Annotated in this window: 17 protein-coding genes and 2 pseudogenes; 6 read left to right on the top strand and 13 right to left on the bottom strand. The window is 72.2% G+C overall.

What is annotated here, in order from left to right; translation table 11 throughout:
* Window positions 1-442: 442 nt before the first annotated feature.
* Complete coding sequence (locus P3T35_RS36125) at window positions 443-874, top strand: nuclear transport factor 2 family protein (RefSeq protein ID WP_101378466.1); 432 nt, start codon at window positions 443-445, stop codon at window positions 872-874.
* 16 nt (window positions 875-890) lie between these two features.
* On the opposite strand, the gene cpt is transcribed toward P3T35_RS36125, so the two are convergent.
* The 4 genes and pseudogenes from cpt to P3T35_RS36140 form a co-directional block, all read right to left on the bottom strand.
* Complete coding sequence (gene cpt / locus P3T35_RS36130; protein WP_101384760.1) at window positions 891-1,427, bottom strand: chloramphenicol phosphotransferase CPT; 537 nt, start codon at window positions 1,425-1,427, stop codon at window positions 891-893.
* Window positions 1,428-1,495: 68 nt separating this feature from the next.
* Window positions 1,496-1,879, bottom strand: a complete 384-nt coding sequence (locus tag P3T35_RS40495) for a hypothetical protein (RefSeq protein ID WP_348533452.1) — start codon at window positions 1,877-1,879, stop codon at window positions 1,496-1,498.
* 56 nt (window positions 1,880-1,935) lie between these two features.
* Window positions 1,936-2,190: pseudogene (locus P3T35_RS40500) on the bottom strand (alpha/beta fold hydrolase); the annotation flags it as partial.
* Between the two features lie 41 nt (window positions 2,191-2,231).
* A complete protein-coding gene (locus P3T35_RS36140) occupies window positions 2,232-3,182 on the bottom strand; it encodes an AraC family transcriptional regulator (RefSeq protein ID WP_101384759.1) in 951 nt (316 codons plus the stop codon).
* An 83-nt stretch (window positions 3,183-3,265) separates the two neighbouring features.
* On the opposite strand from P3T35_RS36140, the gene P3T35_RS36145 reads away from it, so the two are divergent.
* Window positions 3,266-4,102: an NAD(P)H-binding protein gene (locus P3T35_RS36145; protein WP_101378464.1), complete on the top strand. Its 837-nt coding sequence runs from the start codon at window positions 3,266-3,268 to the stop codon at window positions 4,100-4,102.
* A 302-nt stretch (window positions 4,103-4,404) separates the two neighbouring features.
* Window positions 4,405-4,683, top strand: coding sequence for a hypothetical protein (locus P3T35_RS36150; RefSeq protein WP_180356259.1), 279 nt, complete (start codon window positions 4,405-4,407; stop codon window positions 4,681-4,683).
* 73 nt (window positions 4,684-4,756) lie between these two features.
* Here P3T35_RS36150 and P3T35_RS36155 read toward each other — a convergent pair whose 3' ends face one another.
* Together P3T35_RS36155 and P3T35_RS36160 are read right to left on the bottom strand one after the other, a co-directional pair.
* Window positions 4,757-6,436, bottom strand: coding sequence for a cysteine desulfurase (locus P3T35_RS36155; protein WP_101378463.1), 1,680 nt, complete (start codon window positions 6,434-6,436; stop codon window positions 4,757-4,759).
* Window positions 6,423-7,832: a family 2B encapsulin nanocompartment shell protein gene (locus P3T35_RS36160; RefSeq protein WP_101378462.1), complete on the bottom strand. Its 1,410-nt coding sequence runs from the start codon at window positions 7,830-7,832 to the stop codon at window positions 6,423-6,425. The genes P3T35_RS36155 and P3T35_RS36160 overlap by 14 nt, the downstream gene beginning before the upstream one ends.
* 960 nt (window positions 7,833-8,792) lie before the next feature.
* Between P3T35_RS36160 and P3T35_RS36165 the strand changes: the two genes are divergently transcribed.
* The gene (locus P3T35_RS36165; protein WP_101378461.1) at window positions 8,793-9,251 is read left to right on the top strand and encodes a nuclear transport factor 2 family protein; all 459 of its coding nucleotides are present in this window, start codon (window positions 8,793-8,795) and stop codon (window positions 9,249-9,251) included.
* Between the two features lie 118 nt (window positions 9,252-9,369).
* Here the strand turns inward: P3T35_RS36165 and P3T35_RS36170 are convergent, their stop codons facing one another.
* Both P3T35_RS36170 and P3T35_RS36175 read right to left on the bottom strand, forming a co-directional pair.
* Window positions 9,370-10,944: a multicopper oxidase domain-containing protein gene (locus tag P3T35_RS36170; protein WP_180356258.1), complete on the bottom strand. Its 1,575-nt coding sequence runs from the start codon at window positions 10,942-10,944 to the stop codon at window positions 9,370-9,372.
* Complete coding sequence (locus tag P3T35_RS36175) at window positions 10,941-11,396, bottom strand: hypothetical protein (RefSeq protein WP_101378460.1); 456 nt, start codon at window positions 11,394-11,396, stop codon at window positions 10,941-10,943. Before P3T35_RS36175 ends, P3T35_RS36170 begins: the two co-directional genes overlap by 4 nt.
* Before the next feature lie 86 nt (window positions 11,397-11,482).
* Here P3T35_RS36175 and P3T35_RS36180 point away from each other — a divergent pair, with 86 nt between their 5' ends.
* The gene (locus P3T35_RS36180) at window positions 11,483-11,929 is read left to right on the top strand and encodes a MarR family transcriptional regulator (RefSeq protein ID WP_101378459.1); all 447 of its coding nucleotides are present in this window, start codon (window positions 11,483-11,485) and stop codon (window positions 11,927-11,929) included.
* Between the two features lie 129 nt (window positions 11,930-12,058).
* Window positions 12,059-14,269: an NB-ARC domain-containing protein gene (locus P3T35_RS36185; protein ID WP_101378458.1), complete on the top strand. Its 2,211-nt coding sequence runs from the start codon at window positions 12,059-12,061 to the stop codon at window positions 14,267-14,269.
* Between the two features lie 356 nt (window positions 14,270-14,625).
* Here P3T35_RS36185 and P3T35_RS36190 read toward each other — a convergent pair whose 3' ends face one another.
* The 5 genes and pseudogenes from P3T35_RS36190 to P3T35_RS36210 form a co-directional block, all read right to left on the bottom strand.
* Window positions 14,626-16,302 carry a hypothetical protein gene (locus P3T35_RS36190; protein WP_280709286.1) on the bottom strand — a complete coding sequence of 559 codons (1,677 nt, stop codon included), beginning with the start codon at window positions 16,300-16,302 and terminating at the stop codon, window positions 14,626-14,628.
* 253 nt (window positions 16,303-16,555) lie between these two features.
* Window positions 16,556-17,269, bottom strand: a complete 714-nt coding sequence (locus tag P3T35_RS36195; RefSeq protein ID WP_180356257.1) for a rhomboid-like protein — start codon at window positions 17,267-17,269, stop codon at window positions 16,556-16,558.
* 125 nt (window positions 17,270-17,394) lie between these two features.
* Window positions 17,395-18,393 carry a hypothetical protein gene (locus P3T35_RS36200; RefSeq protein ID WP_101378456.1) on the bottom strand — a complete coding sequence of 333 codons (999 nt, stop codon included), beginning with the start codon at window positions 18,391-18,393 and terminating at the stop codon, window positions 17,395-17,397.
* On the bottom strand, window positions 18,390-18,743 hold the full coding sequence (locus P3T35_RS36205) for a PadR family transcriptional regulator (protein ID WP_101378455.1): 354 nt from the start codon (window positions 18,741-18,743) through the stop codon (window positions 18,390-18,392). Before P3T35_RS36205 ends, P3T35_RS36200 begins: the two co-directional genes overlap by 4 nt.
* 83 nt (window positions 18,744-18,826) lie before the next feature.
* Window positions 18,827-18,997, bottom strand: a pseudogene (locus tag P3T35_RS36210) (integrase core domain-containing protein); the annotation flags it as partial.
* Between the last annotated feature and the right edge of the window lie 94 nt (window positions 18,998-19,091).

Genomic DNA, 19,091 nt, shown 5'->3' on the forward strand with positions numbered 1-19,091 from the left:
GTCCGCGGTACAGCCCCAGTAGCCGATCAGCGCGGGCTGCCCGTCGCGGTAGAGCACCGTGCAGTTGCCGGCCGCGCGGACCGGGAACGGCAGGCGGTCGGACTCCAGGGCGGCCACCCATTGTGTTGCGCCGTTCGTTTCGAAGCCAGTGGGGTGCTCAGCAGCATAGGAGCGGGTGTGACAGTGGCGCGGCCGGGCCGGTTGCCCTCCCGAGTGGAGGCAACCGGCCCGTCCGGTTCGGCGAGCGGTCAGGAGACCTGGACGACGGTGTCGTCCAGGACGAACGGGGTCCAGGTGTGCCGCTCGGTACTTCAGGGCCTGCGGCCGAGGGCGGCGATCACGATTCGTGATAGCTGGCCGGTGCGGATTGCGTCTGGGTCACGGCTTCGGTTTCCGGTTGACTCTGAGTCAAGCCAAGCAGCCAGGAAAGGTGGAACCCCTCATGACCAGCACCCAGCCCAAGGACGTCGTGCGCCGCTACTTCGCCGCGCTGGCGGCGGGCGACCAGCAGGCCGTCGAGGACTCCTGGGCCGAGGACGGCAGTTGCTGGTACGCCGGGGAGCTGCCGATCTCCGGTCTCTGGCAGGGTCGGGACCAGGTGATCAACGGATTCCTCGCCACCGCCTTCGCCCACCTCGACCCGGACCGCGAGGTCGGCCTGCGGGTCACCAACCTGTTCGGCGAGGGTGACCAGGTCTTCGTCGAGTGGGACTCCTGGGCCACCGGCCGCACCGGTCGGCCGTACCAGCAGAAGAACAGCGGTGTCTTCACCGTTCGCGAGGGCCGCATCGCCGGCATGCGTGAGTACGCCGACACCCAGCACTGGTACAACGCCTTGGTGGCCGAGGCGCCCGCCGAGCAGCCAGTCGGGTGATCAGTCGGTCGGGTGATCAGTCGGTGAGCGCGGCGGCGATCGTCCGCGCGCACTGCAGGGCTTCGGTGTGCGTGGTGTCCACCTCCAGGTCGTAGACCACGCCCCGGTGCACCACCGCCGCCTGTGACGCGGCCATCCCGCTGGCCCGGTCGCCCCGGACGAGCTCCCGGCCGGCGGCGACCTGGGGGTCGCACCGCACCCCGACCCACAGCACGTCGAGCCCGTCGAGCGCCTGCCGCCAACGCTGCTGGGACGCCGCCCCACCGAGGAACACGTCATCGATGACGACCCGGGCGCCTGCCCGGACCGTCGCGGCGACGCCTGCCATCCAGGCCGCCTCCAGCCGGCGGAACTCCTCGCCGACCGCCACCCCGCCGTCCGCGGCGACCTCGATGCCGGCGTCCGAGGACTGCAGGGAGGCGGGCATCGAGTCGACGAACGAGTCGATGCTGACGGCCAGGAACGGCACCGGCAGCACCGCCTGCAGGCACTTGGAGATCCCGGACTTGCCGGAGCTGGAACCGCCGTTGAGCACGATGACCTGAGTGTTCACGGCGGCCACAGTAGACGCACCTCTCGCAGCGCCCAAGGCATTTACCGACGTGCTGCGGGGGACATGGATCAGCTCGCCTTGAGGCTGTCCAGCAGGATGCGAAGCAGCTGCTCCCGAGCCTCGCCCATCACGTTGTGGCCGGTGGCGAGTTGATGCACCCGCCAGGTCGGGTCCTCGCGCAGTCGCTGGTAGAGGGCGGTGAACGGCGTGCCCTCCCACGCGGAGAGGTAGACGTAGTCACGGCGGACGTCGGGCAGGCCACCGGACAGGGTGATCCGCTGGAGGAACGAGGCGAGCGGTTGGGCGGTCGTGCGCGGGTCGAGGCCGGCGGGCGGCCGGACCAAGTAGCCGTCCGCGGCGGCGGCTTCCAGGAACAGCCCGCGGAACCCGTAGCCGGCCAGATCCCAGCAGGACTCCCCGTCGGCCGGGACGTAGGCATCGCTGTAGACCATGCCTTCGATGCTTCGGGGGCGCGGTCGGCGACGCCCGTGATCACCATGCCGCCGTAGCTGTGCCCCACCAGCACCGCGTCGGTGATGCGCTCAGCGGTCAGCAGCGCGAGCACGTCCTGAATGTGCGTGTCCAAGTTGGTTGCGGCGGTGGCCAGATGAGCGCGGTCGCCAAGGCCGGTCAGCGTGACGGGCACGGCCTCATGGCCGGCCGGCCGCAGTTGCCGGGCCAGGCCCTGGAAGTACCATCCGCCGTGCCAACCACCGGGCACCAGCACGAACGTCGCCATCTCTGCTCCCATCCGGATGGGCATAACGCCAGCGCAAGCTCAACCGGCGTGCGGGTATTCCCGGTTCAGTTCACCTGCCGCCAGGCCGATGGACTGACGCCCCGGGCCCGCTTGAACGCCGCGCTGAACGCGAACGCGTCCGCGTAGCCGACCTCGTGGGCCACGGCGGCGATGGTCGTGTCGGCGTCCCGGAGCAGATCCGCCGCCAGGGTCATCCGCCAGGCGGTCAGGTAGCCCAGCGGCGGTTCGCCCACCAGTTGGGCGAAGCGTGCGGCGAAGGCGGCGCGGGACAGGCCGACTCCGGTGGCCAGCCCGGCGACCGTCCAGCGGCGGGCCGGATCCTCGTGCAGCATCCGCAGGGCCCGGCCGATCGCGGGGTCGGCCAGCGCGCGGTACCAGCCGGGTTGCGCGGTGCCGTGGCAGGCGAACCAGGCGCGCAGGGTGATCACCAGTACCAGGTCGAGCAGTTGGCGCACGACGGCGTCCTGGCCGGGCTCGTCACGGGCGGCCTCGGTGGTGAGCAGCTCCAGCACCGCCAGGGTCCGGGGGCCGGCCGGCATCACGGCGAGCGGCGGGAGCATGTCCAACAGACGCTCGCCCACGGTGCCGTGGAGGTCGTACGTGCCCCGGAGCAGCACCGTGGCGCCTGGCAGGCCGTCACCGTAGGTGCGCGGGGCCGGGTTCCGCAGGGCGGCCGTCACCGCCGGGCCGTCGCCGACGATCTGCTTCCGGCCGTTGCCGTGGATGACGAGTTGCGCAGGGGTGGCCGGGTCGTCGGCGACCGTGTACCGGCCGGCTCGGCTGATCAGCGCGATGTCACCGGCCGTGAGCTGCACGGGGGCGGCGGCGCTCGGGTGGTCGTCGAGGCGGATCGACGCCTGCCCGCCGAGCGTGGCCACCACCGTGAGCGCGGGTGCGTCGGCGTAGGTCAGCGACCACGGCGGCCGCTGGATCAGCTGCCTGATCACCGCGTTCCTGGCCCGGGCCCGGTGGAGCAGATCGCTCAGCACGTCCATGGCGGTCAACGGTAGACGATCACACATGGATGGGCGACGATCTCCCATGGATCGTCCAGGGGGCTGAGGTGTTCGCTGGAGGCATGGAAAAGATCCTCATTCTCGGTGGCACCGGCACGACCGGTCGCCGCATCGCCCGCCGTCTGACCGCCGCCGGCCTGCCGGTCCGGACCGCTTCCCGCACCGGTGCTGACGTTCCGTTCGACCTCGACAACCCCGGCACTTGGGCGCCCGCACTCGACGGCGTCGGAGCCGTGTACGTGCTGAAGCCCGACATGGCGGTGAACCCCGACCCCCAGGCAGGTGTTCGCGGGTTCGTGACCGCCGCGGCCGCCGCCGGCGTGCGGCGGGTGGTGCTGCTGTCGGGCAACGGAGTTGGTGAGGCAGACGACAGCAACCCCCTCAAGGCAGTTGAGCAGACCGTGCGCACCTGCGGCGCCGATTGGACGATCCTGCGACCGGACTGGTTCGCGCAGAACTTCAGCGAGAGCTTCTGGCGCCTCGCCATCCTCGACGGCAGGCTGGCACTGCCGACCGGAGACGGCCGCACGCCGTTCGTGGACGCCGAGGACATCGCGGACGTCGCCGCGGCGGCGCTCACCGAGGAGAAGCACGCCGGCCGGATCTACTACCTGACGGGCCCGCGGGCGCTCAGCTTCGGAGAGGCGGCGGACGTCATCGGGCGCGCCAGCGGTCGTACCGTTCGCCATGTCGACGTCACCCCTGAGGAGTTCGTCCGGCAGCAGCTCTCCTTCGGGGTCCCGGAACCGGTCGCGCGCTTTCTCACCGGCCTGCTGGTGGCGGTACGGGACGGGCACGGGGGCGCGGTCGCCGACGGCGTGGCGGAGGCGCTCGGGCGTCCGGCCCGCAGCTTCGAGGCGTTCGCGGCGGCGGCCGCGGCGGCCGGGGCGTGGCGCTGACCGCGCCGGTGCGCGCACCGCTCCCGTCGTGAACCGACCTGGGTGAGCCTGGCTCGTCGACTCGCCGTCCAGCAACCGGAATTGCCTGTACCGGTCGTACCGGTCCTGGTAGGCAGGTCGGATGAGCGAGATCAGGATCCGTACCGCGAGCCGCCACGAGATCCCGGCGCGGCCGGGCTTCTGGGCCCGGTCGGCCGAGGGCACCAGCATCACCGATGACGAGGACGGCGTGACCCGTCTGCTCGCCCCGCCCGTACTACCGGGCGGCGACGGCCGCCTTCGCCGCCGCGCTCGGCGGCCTGGTGGGGACGGACCTCGGCTGGCCCCGCGGGCTGCCGCAGCCGCTCCAGGCCAGGGGGCTGACCGGCATCGGCCTCCAGGCGTACGTCCCGACGCTCCGCGGGCAGGGCGCGCTGGCCGGGTTCCTCCGCCTCAGCATGGCCCGGGTCCGTTCCGATGTGCTCGCCACCGGCCGGGCGACCGAGGAGCAACTCGCCCGCACTGTCGCGGACCTCGACGACCCTGACGTCTTCGACCTCTACATCGCGCTGTGCTCCGCCTGGGGCCGACGGCCGTCATGAAACGCATGGTGTGGCTGTCGGCTCCCCGAGCGAGACGACAGCCACACCACGCGCCGGTTACCCGGTTACCCGCCTACCCGGTGCAGGAGGCGGCCGCCCCCTGGAGCGCGGCCACCAGGGCGTCGACGTCCTGCACGGTGTTGTACAGCGCGAGCGACGCCCGCACCGCGCTGGTGACGCCGTACGCGGCCAACGCCGGCTGCGCACAGTGGTGTCCGGCCCGGACCGCGATGCCCTGCTGATCGAGCATCCCGGCCAGGGCCATCGGGTCGGCACCGTCCATCAGGAAGGTGAGCACTCCGATCTTCCCCGGCGCCGTGCCGATCAGCCGCAGCCCGGGCACGGTCGCCAGCGCACCCATGGCGTACTGGGTGAGCTGCTCCTCGTGGGCCGTGGCGGCCTCCCGGTCCAGTCCGCCGAGGTAGCGCAGCGCCGCCCGCAGGCCGGCGACGCCGGCGATGTGGCCGGTGCCCGCCTCCAGCCGGTGCGGCAGCGGGGCGTACGTGGTCTCCTCGAAGCTCACCGAGTCGATCATGTTGCCGCCGCCCTGCCACGGGGGCATGGCCTCCAGGACCTCGCGCTTGCCGAACAGCACGCCGATCCCGGTCGGCGCGAACACCTTGTGCCCGGAGAAGGCGTAGAAGTCGGCGTCCAACTCACCGACGTCCACCGGGAAGTGGCTCACCGCCTGGGCGCCGTCGACCAGTACCCGGGCGCCGTAGCGGTGGGCCAGCGCGGTCATCTCCGCCACCGGCGGCACCGTGCCCAGGACGTTGGAGGCGTGGGTGAGCGCCACCAGCTTGGTCTTGGAGCTCAGCAGGTCTCGGTAGGCGTCCTGGTCCAACTGCCCGTCGGGGAGCAGCGGGATCGGCTTGACCCGGGCTCGGCGCTCCTTGGCGATCAACTGCCAGGGCACCAGGTTGGAGTGGTGCTCGGCGGCCGACACCAGGATCTCGTCGCCGACCCCGAGGTTGGCCCGACCCCAGGTCTGTGCCACCAGGTTGACGGCCTCGGTGGCGCCCCGGACGAAGACGATCTCGCCGGTGTCCTGGGTGCCGAGCAGCTTGGCGGCCTCCTCCCGGCCCTCCTCGTAGACCTGGGTGGCCTGCTTGGCGAGGGTGTGCGCGCCGCGGTGCACATTGGAGGTGTCCATCGCGTAGTGCTCGCTGACCGCCTCGGTCACCTGACGGGGCTTCAGGGTGGTGGCCCCGTTGTCCAGCCAGACCAGCGGGCGGCCGTTCACCTCCCGGTGCAGCTGCGGGAACTCCCGGCGCACCGCCTCGACATCGAAGCCGCCGGGTGGCGGTGCGGGCATCGCCGGGGTGGCCGGCGGGGACTGCGGCGGCAGCCAGTACCGTCCGCCGGTCACCGTGTGGGCGAGCGCGGCGGGCAGCGTCGCGGCCGGCAGCCCGGCCATGCCGCCCGGCATCAGCAGCCCGCTCGGCGAGGCGGGCGGCGCGGACGGCGAGACCGGCGCCGCCGCGGCCGAGTTCGGCGCTCCGGAGGGTGCCGGGGACGCTGCCGATGGCGAGGATCCGGGCGGCGCGATCGGCGCCGCCGCGGCCGAGTCGGGCGCTGCGGGCGCTGCCGAAGGCGAGGCGGACGGGGCTACCGAAGGCGAGTTGGCCGCCGCCGGAGCCGGGCTCGGCAGCCCGGGTGGTGAGAGCGGTGCGAACAGCGCCGCGAGCGGATTCGGCGATCCGGCCGAGTGGCCGTCGAGGCCGATCGCCGAGAAGCCGTCAGGAGTAGTCATGGTAGTTCGACACCTCGACGTTCTGGAGCACCCCGATGGCGTCGTCCACCAGCGCCGCCGTCGAGAAGTAGCCGGTCATCAGGTACGAGGTGATGGCCTGGCGGTCGGTGCCCATCGGACGCACCGCCAGGCCCGGCTCCACCTCGTCCGGCACCTTCGCCGGACGCAGGCCGACCACGCCCTGCTGGTCCTCGCCGACCCGCATCAGCAGGATGTTGGTGGTGCCGGGCGCCGCGCCGGCCGAGCCCTTGAGGTCCAGCTTGTCGGAGGGCAGCAGCGGCACCCCGCGCCAGGTCATGAACGGGCTGCCGAAGAGCTCCACGACCTGCGGCGGCACCCCGCGCCGGGTGCACTCGCGGCCGAAGGCGGCGATGGCCTTCGGGTGGGCCAGGAAGAACGCGGGCTGCTTCCAGACCCGGGTGAGCAGCTCGTCCAGGTCGTCCGGGGTCGGTGCGCCGGTGCGGGTGCGCACCCGCTGGCTCGCCACGATGTTGTTGAGCAGCCCGAACTCGGGGTGGTTGAGCATCTCCCACTCCTGGCGCTCGCGCAGCGCCTCGGCGGTCAGCCGCAGCTGGGTCTGCAGCTGGTCGATCGAGGCGTTGTAGATGTCCGAGACCCGGGTGTGCACCTTGAGGACGGTCTGCGCGACGCCCAACTCGTACTCGCGGGGGCTGTCCTCGTAGTCCACGAAGGTGTGCGGCAGGAAGGGCTCGCCGGTGTGGCCGGAGCTGAGGTCGATCGGGTCCTCGCGGTCGGCCGGTGCCTGGCCGTCGCTGCCGAGGGCGTCCAGCTGGGCGCGCAACGAGGGCTCGCGGTTGGCGAGTTCGAGGAGCATCCGGCGGTCAAGGGTCAGTACGGTACACGCGGTGACGGCCTTGACCCGGTAGTCCAGCGCCGTGTCGGTCGCCCACGCGGTGGCGTCGAAGAAGTCGCCGTCGCCGAGGACGGCCACCAGGGCGTCCTGCCCGTACTCACCGGTGGCGCGCTTCTCGGCCCGGCCGTCGGCGATGATGTGCAGCTGCGCGGCGGGGGCGCCGGCGTCCACGATCAGCTCGCCGGGCGCCACCTCGCGCTGGACGAATCCCTGCGCCAGGGTGCTGAGCAGCGGGCTGTCCAGCTGGCTGAGGAAGCCGATCTCGCGCAGGTCCTCGGCGATCACCCGGGGGTTTCCGTTGCCGTCGGTGCTGGTGCTGATCAGCCCGTCGCCGAGGATGAAGCCCCGGCGGCGGTTGACCCGATAGACGCCGGCCTCCAGCTCCACCCAGGGCAGCGCGCGGAGCAGGTAGCGCGGGGTGATCCCGAGCATCTGCGGCACGGTCTTGGTGGTGGTGGCCAGGTTCCTGGCGGCGGCGGTGCTGAGGCTCTGCGGGCTTTGCTGGCTGGTCTCGGTGGTCATGGCTGGTCCCGATCCTGATCCTGGGGTCGTGGTCTGGAGCTGAACAGGCGTCAGACATGGGTGGGTCTGAGCAGGCGTCAGATGTCTTGCTCGCAAAGGACGTTGGGCTGATCGATGCGGCCTGCGAATGTCTGCCACGGAGATTATTGCGACCGCTCCCGGTCTTCATGAACGTGTTCGAATCGGCGGATCCGGGTCTGGACAGGCGGCACGGGATCACATGCGATCAAACTCACTCGGATGAGTGAATCAAGCGATAAGCAGTGATTGGCTGTTCGAAAGCTGTGCTTCGAGATGGCCCCCGCGGTCGGGCTCGGAGGCCGGGCGGAGGTGGTCCGGGGCCGAGATGGGTCGCATACCTGCCGAAGTGCGAGTCCTGGGAATCAGCTGGGAGGTTCCGTTCGAGGCTCGGCGAACTCCGAGGCGATCCGCGCGGGAACCGCTGGTGGCGGCGGGGATGGGCGTGACGGAGTGTGCCGCCGCGGTGGCGGACGGCGTCGGATCACGGGGTGCCGGACGGTCTCAGTCGAACGGAGCGGTGTTTCCAAATGCGGTCCGTCCACTTACGGTTGCCCTGATGAACGAGATCCGCCTCGCCGTCGGCGAGTCCGCCGCCAACCGGTCCGCGTGCCATGGGTGCCCGGAGGGCTTCGGCGTGCGCAGACCCGGCGGCGTCGCGTCCGTGGGCTGAACTGCCGATCCGCCCGGGGTGACCCCGGCCGTTGACGTCGCCGCCTGTTCGGGGGAGGGGCGGCGTCGGGAACGGCTGCGTCGGGGAGCCGTGCCCGGGTTGTCGGCAGCGGCGTGACCGATCGGCTGACGGTTCGTTACGCCATCATCACCACCATCACATCTGGAGATCGGAATGTCTCATCGGCTGGCCGTGGTGCCGCCCTGGTCCGGAAGAACCGACCGGAGCGGCACGGCCATCAATCGGGGCGTCAACGACGGGGAGGCACGATGATTGACGAGGACCTGCGTGACCGGCTCGCGGTGGTCGAGACCTGCACCCGGATGTGCTGGCACACCGACAAGCGCGAGTGGGCGCAACTGCGGAGCCGGGTCTTCGCGGAGAAGGTGCGGGTGGACTACACCAGCCTGAACGGCGGCGAGCCGGTCGAGCTGCCGGCCGACACCCTGGTGAGCGCCTGGCGCGATCTGCTCGGGGCGCTCGACGCCACGCAGCACCTGCTCACCAACCACCTGGTGACCCTCGACGGCGACACCGCCGAGGTCACCGCGGACTTCCAGGCCACCCACCTGCTCGCCAGGGTGGCCGACGGGCCGATGTGGACCCTCGGCGGCCACTACCGGTTCAGCCTGCTGCGCGGTGAAGCGGGCTGGCGGATCGGCGGCTTGACCATGACCAAGGCCTGGCAGACCGGCAACCTGACGCTGCTGTCGGCCGTCGCGAGCTGAGCCGCGCCCTCGGGCCCCGGTGGCGAACCGGGGACCCGAGGAACCGCCTTGCTCGGTGGTGATCACCCAGTGGCGATCAGTCGGCGGTGGTCACTTGGTGGTGATCATTCAGTGCTGATCACTCGGTGGTGAACTCCGCCATCATCGCCATGTCCTCGTGCTCCAGGTTGTGGCAGTGCAGCAGGAACCGGCCCGCGTAGTCGGTGAACCGGACGGCGACCTCCACACCCTGGGCGGGGAGGACGTCCACGGTGTCCTTCCAGCCGGCGTCGTACGCGCCGGGCGCGGCGCCGTTGCGGCCGACCACCTGGAACGGGTCCAGGTGCATGTGGACGGGGTGGTGGAAGTCGGTGATGAACCGCCAGATCTCCACTTGGCCCAGCTTGGGCGAGGCCAGCGAGCGGCCGGGCCGGTACTCGTCGCCGTTGATGGTCCAGTTGTTCTGGGACTTCTGGAAGACGAAGGTGCGGGTGGCCGCCGCCTTGGCCGGGTCGAGGCGCTCGATGGTGGACAGCTTGGCCGGCACCCGGGAGTCGTCCGCGCCGCCGCCGCTGCCGATGTCGAAGCGCATCACCTCACTGGTCGAGCCGCTGCCGAGCTGGTTGACCAGCCGCACGCTGGTCCCGGCCGGGTAGCGGGCGAAGTCGACCACCACGTCGAAGCGCTCGGCGGGTGCCAACTCCAGTGCGTCATGGGCCGTTGGGCGCTCCAGCAGGCCGCCGTCCGAGCCGATCTGCAGCAGGCCGCCGCCGCCCGGCGGCTGCGGGTCGAGCGCCAGCCGGTAGCGGCGCGCGTTGGAGCCGTTGAGCATCCGCAGCCGGTAGCGGGCCCAGTCCACCCGGGCAACCGGCCAGGGCGCGCCGTTGACCAGGATCACGTCACCCAGTACGCCGTTCATGTAGGCGTCCGTCACACCCGGCTTGCCCTCGTTGCCGTCCAGCGCGGGGTAGGCGAAGGAGCCGTCGGCGGCGAACGCGCGGTCGGCGATCATCAGCGGCAGCTCGCGCGGGCCGTGCGGCAGGCCGAGCGCGGCCTCCTCGTCGTCCCGGACCAGATGGAAGCCGGCCAGGCCGCGGTACACCTGCGGGCCGGTGAAGCCCATGGTGTGGTCGTGGTACCAGAGCGTCGCGGCCCGCTGGTTCATCGGGTAGGTGTAGTCGCGCTGCGGCTGAAAGGTGGCGCCGCTCATGCCGGGCATGCCCGCCATCCCGCTCATCCCCGCCATGGCGTCGCCGCCGCCCTGCGGGCTGATCAGGTCCAGCGGGTAGCCGTCGCTGTCGTGCGGGGTGTGGCCGCCGTGCAGGTGGACGGCGGTGGCGTGCGGCAGCGCGTTGCGGTGGGTGACGACGGTGCGCCGCCCCGAGCGGGATTCGATGGTCGGGCCGGGAAAGGTGCCCTGGTAGCCCCAGACCTCGGTGTCCTGGCCGGGCAGGATCCGGGCCGTCGCGGCGCGGGCGGTGATCTCGTAGTAGTCGGTGGTGGCGTCGCTGCGGACCGGCTGGAGGACCGCGGGGATCGGCAACTCGGCCTGGTAGCGCGGTGGTAGCGGCACCTTGCTGCTCAGCAGCAGACCGGGCTGCCCGCCGGGAATCAGCATGCCCAGCAGCGGCGGGGCCCCGACCGCCACCCCGATCCCGAGTGCCGCCGCGCCACCGGCGCCCAGCAGTTGACGCCTCGTCAGCCCGCCGCTCATTTCGCGGCCTCCGGCCCGCCGACGGCCACGGCGGTCATGACAGGAGCCGCGGCCGGCGCCGAGCCGGCCGCCGGCTTGAACTGGAAGACCTCGACGGCGAACTTCTCGGCCATCACGAAGATGCCCACGCCCAGCGGAATGTGGATCAGCAGGACACGCGAGAATCCGAGGCTGATCTGCGCCACGCAGCAGAGCAGCAGGATCCCGTACTGCACGGCGGTCCGGTTCGGCAGCCCGCTCAGCCGCCAGGCGAGCACGGCGGCGATGACGCTGAGCAGCACCGCGGTGGCGAGGATCATGGCGGCCATCAGGTGGGCGTCGAGCAGCGGGTAGTACCCCTGCAGGAACCCGCCGGCCAGGATCGGTTGGATGAGTGCGAGCAGCGCGGTGAGGCCCGCGGTCACCCGGAGGGTGATCAGCGGCCAGCGCGGCGGGGCAGGGTTGAGCGACATTGCGACCCCCGAGTGTTGTCAGAAATTCAGTCCCCAGAGAGATAGTCTCAGATGAGACAATCTCGGAGTGATCCTATACTGTCCTTATGACCGAGAAGCAACCACCCCCTGCTCCGCTTGGACTGGCGCTGCGCCACGCCCATCTGCGCGCCGCGCGGATCTTCGCCGAGGAACTGCGCCCGCTGGAACTGGAGAACGTGTACGCGGCGGTACTGATCAACCTGGGCCTGCTCGGTTCGCAGACACAGCGCCAACTGATGGACAGCGTGGGCTCCGACAAGTCCGCGATGGTCCGCTACATCGACAGCCTGGAGTCCCGCGGCCTGGTCCGCCGCCGACCCCACCCCACCGACCGCCGGGCGCACGCAGTGGAACTCACCGATGCGGGCGAGGCGGCCTTGGCGGAGGTGCTGACCGCGGCGAGTCGGACCGAGGAGCGGCTGCTGACGTGCCTGGAGCCGGGCGAGCGCCGCCAGTTCCGCGAACTCCTGGGCCGCTTCGCCTTCCAGGCGCCGGAGCGGACCTGCGAGTGACGGCCGGCCGACGGCGCGGCGCAACCGGTGTCAGTGCCATGCCCGTGGCAGTCGCTTCCAGTACGGTGGCTCTCGGCCGGCGAGTTCGGCCGTGCGTCGGCGCGAAGGCGGAGAGGCGGGGGTGAGGCGATGGACGGCACAGCGGACCGGCCGGAGCGCGGGGACGTGTCCAACAGCCTGTCGGGCAGCACGGTCCACGGCCCGGTGGTCCAGGCCCGGGAGGTGCACGGCGGCATCACCTTCAACTACCACCAGGCCCCGGCACCCCGCCCCGCCGACCGGCGGCCCGACCAGGTGCCCAGGCCGGTCGGCCGATTCGTCAACCGCCGGCATGACTTGGCCCACCTCGACGGGGTGCTGATCGAGGACGACGAGGCCACGGCGCACTGCCCGGTCGGCGTGGTCAGCGGCCTCCCCGGCGTCGGCAAGACCGCGACCGCCTGCCAGTGGGCCCACCACAACCAGCGGCGCTTCCCCGGCGGTCAACTCTTCATCGACTTCGCCGCCCTGCGCGGCAGCGGCAGTGGTGCCAGTGGCGACAGGGCGGGCGGCGCCGGTGCCGATGTCTCGGAAGCCCTGGCCATGTGCCTGCGGGCCCTCGGCGTCGAGGAGTCCTACCTGCCGGCAGGCCTGGCCGAACGCACCGCCCTCTTCCGGACCATGTCCGCCGACCGCCGGATGCTGGTGGTGCTGGACGACGTGACCCACCCCGCCCAGGTCCGGCCCCTGGTCCCACAGGGTGCGGGCAGTGCGCTGCTGGCCACCAGCACCTGGCGACTGGGCGAACTCGCGCTCGACGGCGCGGCCCTGCTGCCGCTGGACACCCTCGACGCCGAGGGCGCGCTGCACCTGCTCGGCACCCTCGGCGGCCAACGGCGCATCGACGCCGAGCCCGAGGCCGCCGCCCGCCTGGCCGAGTTGTGCGGCGGACTCCCGATCGCGCTGCGGATCGCCGCCGCTCGGCTGCACACCCGGCAGCGTCTGACCATCGCCGACCTGGTCGCCGAACTCACGGACGAACAGAGCAGGTTGAGCCACATCTTGGTATCCTCCGTCCACGAGGAGCGCACTGTGTCCGCAGCACTCGAACTCGCCTACCGCGACCTGCCCGCGCCCGCCGCCGCCCTCTACCGCACCCTCGGCTGCCTGCCCGGACGCAGCTTCGACGCCGCCCTGGCCGCTGTCGCCAGTGATCTGACGTCTCGTCAAGTACAGCCGCTGCTGGACACCTTGGAGGCGGCGAGCCTGCTCGGCGTGGCCGAGGACGGCCGCTACCGGCTGCACGACCTGGTGCGACTGCACGCCCTGGAGGGCGCTCGCCAGGCCGAACCGCCGGACACCGAACGGCAGATCGTCACCCGCGCCACCGGCCACTACCTGGCCCTCACCGCACTGGCCGACCTCACGGTCCGAGTCGACCGGCTGCGGATCGTCGACCTCGCCGATGTCCTCGGAGTCGCAGACGTGTCGGCCGCCGTCGCCCAGTCCCCGTTCGCCGGGGCCGACGCGCCCGCGCAGGACGCCATCGCCTGGCTGGAGGCTGAGCGGCCCAACCTGCTCGCCACCCTGCGCGCCGCCGCCCGCTACGGCCTCGACCGGCAGACCTGGCAGCTGTCCGAAGTCCTCACCGTGCTGTTCCTGCACCACCGCCACCTTGCCGACTGGCGCGAGGTGGCCGAACTCGGTGCCGATGCCGCCGCGCGGGACGGCGTGCCCGCCGCCGAAGCGCGGCTGCGCAGCCTGCTGTCCCGCCCGCTGCTCGACCTCGGCCGGGACGAGCAGGCCCGGGAGCAACTGGAGATCGCCGAGCGGCGTGCCGTCGAGTCCGGGCACCTGGCGCTCCAGGCCTCCGTCCAGGAGTTCCTCGGGCGCTACCTGGACCGCCACGACCCGCAACGGGCGATCGCCGCCTACCGCAGCTCACTGGCCCTCAACATCCAGGCCGACGAGGAGCGCGGCGCGGCGCTGGCCGGCTATTTCCTCGGCTGCGCCCAGGCCGCGGCGGGCGACCTCGACACCGCGCTGACCGCCCTGGAGGCCGCCCGCCGCACCTTCCTGGCCCTGCACGACCGGCGGATGGCCGCACGGGCACTGGCCGACCTGGGGCGGGTCCGTGCCAGGCAGGGCGACCGGAGCGGTGCGGCGGCCGACCTGAGCGCCGCTGCCGGTGAACTCCGCGAGCAGCGCGCGGGGCACTACGAGGCGCAGGCGCTGGAGGACTTGGCCGACGTGCTGGACGACGCCGAGCAAGCCCGCGACTGCCTGTCACGCGCCCTGGAGATCCACCAGGCCGGCGGCAGCCCCCGCGCCGCAGAACTCCGAGCCCGGCTCGCGGGCTGACGCTCCCTCCTCAGCCGGTGAGCCGGACCCGCGGCTGCTGCGGTCCGCAGCGGGGCGTCGCGGCCGTGCCTCGCTGATTGTCGGCCGGGGCTGGGAGCGGGGCGTCCACGGGTCGACCGCGGCCAGCCGTCCGGCCCGCGCGGCGAGCCGGGTATCGGGGGCTGGTGGGCTGACGCTCTCTCCTCAGCCGGTGAGCCGGACCCGCGGCTGCTGCGGTCCGCAGCGGGGCGTCGCGGCCGTGCCTCGCTGATTGTCGGCCGGGGCCGGGAGCGGGGCGTCCGCGGGTCGACCGGGGCCAGCCGTCCGGCCCGCGCGGCGAGCCGGGTATCGGGGGCTGGTGGGCTGACGCTCCCTCCTCAGCTGGTCAGCCGGACCCGCCGCTGCTGCGGTCCGCAGCGGAGCGTCACCACCATCTCCGCCGGCTCGCGGCCCGTCCGCAGGCAGGTGTAGACGGCTGCCGCTGCCAGGCCGGGGTCCGGGGATGGGCCGTCCAGGGGGTCGACCGCGACGACCCGGCCGTCCCGCAAGCCGACCAGGCAGCCGTGCTCCAGGGGCAGCGCGGCCAGTAGGGCGCCGGGGAAGTCGGCCAGCAGGGTGGTGATTCGGGCCGTCCCGGTGTCGGCGCCGAACACCGCGTCGCCGCAGAGCAGTACCGAGGCGCTCTCGCTGAGCTCGGTGTCCGGCTCGTCCACGTCGCTCGCGAGGTGCCAGAAGCGGGCGTCGCTCTCCTCGCCGCGGTTGGCGACCGGGGCCGGGAAGCGCTCGACGTCCACCCGGAGCCCGCCATCGGCCGTGTCCGCCACGGTGGTTGCCACCAGCATCGAGGTGACCCGGGCCGGGATCTGCGGCGGCAACGGGAACGCCTGGGTGCCGCGCGTCGGGACCTTGGGCTCGCCGAGGCCCAGCAGCCGGTAGACCAGTTGGCGCAGCCTGGGCAGTGCCATCCCCGGTTCGGCGAAGGCCCGGTCGGTGATCCCGGTCAGCCGGTCCGGCCGGTGCTCCGCCAGCGCGGCTTCGAGTCGGGGGCGCAGCGGGGCGCTGGTCTCCAGCCAGTCGGCGGCCTCGCGCAGGGCCGATCCCGCCGTCCCCGGCACCGACTCGGAGCCGAACGCGGCCAGCAGTACGGGCTTGCCCAGCGCCGCGCCGTAGAGCGTCACCGAGCCGTGGTCCCCGATCACCAGGTCGGACGCCACCAGGGCCTGCTGCCACCCGTCCAGCGGGTCGACCAGCAGCAGGCCGGCTTCGACGGCGCTCTGCTGCAGCACCCGCACCTGCCAGGAGCCGTGCGCCGAAGGGACGTTGGGGTGCAGTACCAGCGCCACCCGGAACTCGTCGGCGGGCAGCTGGGCGAGCAGGTCCATCGGCAGATCGGGGTGGGTGCCGATCAGTGAGCCGGAGCCCCAGGTGGAACTCAGCACCACCAGGCGCTGGTTGCCCGCGACGCCGAGGGCACTGCGGTACCGCTCGCGCCAGCGCCGGCTGGCCCGCAGCCGGTCCAGCACGGGATCGCCGACCAGCACCGTCCGCCCGACCGTGCTGGGGTGGCTGGCCGCCAACTGCCGTTCCTGGTCCGGGTGCGAGACGGCCAGCCAGGCCCGGCGGGCGGTCAGCAGCTCATCGGCGACCAGACCCGACAGTCGGGTGCTCGAACTCGCCGAGTCCGGGACGAACTTCTGGAACCCGATGCCGTGCGGCAGGATCAGCAGCGGGAAGTCGCCGGCCGGGGCGCCGATGTTCTCGCTCGCCGAGAGCAGTAGATCGGGCTGGATCTCCGCCAGTTGGGACCACGGGAGGGTGCGGCAGCCGAGCGACCGCAGCAGGTCGAGCACACCGTCGTTGAACGCCGATGACGGATCGTAGGCGAAGACCACGGCCACCCGGGGGTCGTCGGGCACGACCGCCGGAAGCACGTCCAGGACCCGGACCAGTGACGTGACCGTCCGCGCGGCGACCACCAGGGTCCGCTCGCCGCTGAACGTTCGCCACCGCCAGGCCTCCGGGCCGACCGGGACGAGGATCCGCCTATCGGACATCACCGCAACCCTCCGCCACCCGACGACAGGATCGCATACAACCCGTCAGCGGCGTTCGCGGCTCGCGGCTCGCGGCTCGCGGCTCGCGGCTCGCGGCTCGCGGCTCGCGGCTCGCGGCTCGCGGCTCGCGGCTCGCGGCTCGCGGCTCGCGGCTCAGTGTGACTAGCGCATTTCGGGGCCCGACGCAATCTCCCACCACCTTCTCTCCCGTCACAGAAGGCTACTCGGAGCGCCACCGGCCGCCGGGAGCACCTCACACGGGACGCCAGCCGCGCGACCTCCTGGCCACCGGCCCGACCGCGAGCAGGGCGAACCCCAGCGCCGCCGCCAGCAGATGGCCTATGGTGCTGAACTCCGGTAGCGGCCCGGGCCAGTCGTCACCGCCACCGAACGGCCAGGCGAGCACGAAGAGCACCCACGGCAGCCGGCTCCAGCGCGGCAGTCCGATCGTCGCGGCCGCCATCACGCTCTGCGCGCCGTAGCTGATGCCGTAGTCGTCGGCCTGCCGCACGCTCGGCGGATACCAGCCGTGCCGCAGCGCCACGGCGATCACCACGGCGGTCAGCAGAGTGGCCCCGATGTGCCCCAGGAGGAACATTCCGGCCGCCCGCAGCCCGCCCCAGCGCCGCTCCGCCCAGGCCAGGCAGCCGCAGACGCCGAGCCCCAGGGTGATGAAGGTGCCCCCGAAACCGACCGAGGTGACATCGGTGAGCGTTCCGTCGAAGAACAGCGCGCTGCCGAGCAGCGCGGACACCGGATGGTCGTGCAGGTTGTCCAGGTTGGTGCTGAAGTAGCGCAGCAGTTCCGCTGAGCGGTCGGCCGTCATGCCGTACTCCACCCAGGCGTGGGTGGCCAGCAGCAGGCACACATAGGCGACGGTCAGCGGAGAGCGGCGCGGGTAGGCCCAGATGGCGTCGAGTACGGGGCGGACCCGGGCCCAGGGGCGCGGGCGGGCGGGTGAGGTCATGGCGGCGGACCGTCCAGGTCGGGCGAAGGGGCATGCCTTAGGGGCGCGCAGGCTGACCCGCGCGCCCCGAAAAGCTACCGTGCCACTCTCTCAGAGGGTTGGCCACCTCATCAGGCGACCCGGTGTCAGCCCATCGCCGTCGGGGCGCTCGGCCCGCGCTCCGTCGACCGGCCGCGTCGGCCGATCAGCAGGGCCGCGATCATCACACCGAGGGTGAGCGCGGCCGCGGTCAGGGCGATCGGGTTGGGGTGGGCCGCCACGGTGAGCAGTCCCAGTACGCCGACCGGCAGACCGGCCACCGCCGCTGCCGCCAGGCCGAGGCGATCCCAGCGCAGCGCCAGCGCCCCGGCGGTGACCAGGGCGACCTCGAAGGTAGCCACAACAGCGAGGAGCAACTGCGGATCCACAAAGAGCCAGATGGATGTGAAGGGCTCGCCGACCATGAACTGGTAGAGCAGCGGCCCCGCGAGCAGCAGGCCCGCGAACAGCGCGACGGTGCGACGCCAGTTGGCCGGGCCGAGCAGGTCACGCGGAGCGGCGAACACGGTCGCGGCCCAGATCGTCTGCGGGCCCACCAGCACGAACAGGTCTATCGGCAGGCGCTCGACCGGACCGGGCATCGGCAGCAGCTGCATCGAGGAACCCGCCACCGCGGTGAGCACGGCGAACGGCGCCAGCAGCCGGCTGAGCGACCAGCGCCCGAACAGTGCCGCGAACGCAGCCACCAGGAAGAGCAACTCGCTGAACTGGCACACGAGCTCACCCGCCATGCGAAGCGGGTGATGGCCGGCCGGTCCCCAGGGTACGAGCGGCCACGTGATCGGACCGCCGTAGATCAGCCCCCGAATGAACGTCACATAGAGGTTGACGAGGGTGGCACCGGTCGCCGCCCCGGCCGCGAACGGTGCCGCGATGGCCGCGATCCGGGCGGGACGGCCTGCGGAGCCGAGACCGAGCCGGCCGCGCATCCCGTGCCCGGCCAGGTCGAGCAGTTCGCGAGTGGTGGCCCAGCGGCCCGCGCCGGCGGTGGTGTCGGCGAAGACCGCCTCGATCTCCCCGCCCCACTCGCGCCGGTAGGCGGCCGGGTGCAGTCGGAGCGCCAGGCGCAGCATGCGGTCACTCATGATGCGAACGCTCCTCGGGTCTGCGGGCGGGGACGGACCGAGAGTCGCCGCTGCGCCTCGGTGGCGACGGCGCGCAGCCGGTCGGCCTCGGTGGCCAGCGCCTGCCGCCCGGAGTCGGTGAGCGCATAGCTGCGGCGGGCGCGGCCGTCCACGATCTCCTCGCTCTCGACTCGAATCAGGCCCTGGCCGAGCAGCCGCTCCAGGGCCCCGTAGAGGGTTCCGGTGCGCATCGTGACGCGGCCGGCGGAGATGGCGGCGATCTCCTGGATGAGGGCATAGCCGTGCCGGGGGGCATCGGCCAGCGCGGTGAGCAGGAGCAGCGTGGGCTCCTGCATGGAGCGTTCAACCATGGGCCTATATATATCGGTGAGCGGCATATGCCGTCCAGTGGAATATGACGATCGGTCAGACGGCGACCGGCTCGGGCGATCGGCTAGGTGTACTGACCCGTGAGGTTGGGGACGCGGCTGACGGGAGGCTTTCCCCTGAGTGCGGTGTGTCCGCGGTGGTGATTGTAGGTGTGGAGCCAGGCAGGGAATGCGTCACGTCGCTCCTGCTCGCTGCGGTAGGGCCGGGCATAGGCCCACTCGTCGAGCAGGGTGCGGGTAGGGTCGGCCGAGCGGCGAGGTGCCTGCCGGTGCAGGCCCTTTTCCGCTCGGCCTCCCTCCGAACCGGACTGGCCCGTTTCCGAGCATCCG

Origin of the sequence: Kitasatospora sp. GP30 (assembly GCF_029892145.1) — a bacterium.
Taxonomy (GTDB): Bacteria; Actinomycetota; Actinomycetes; order Streptomycetales; family Streptomycetaceae; genus Kitasatospora; species Kitasatospora acidiphila.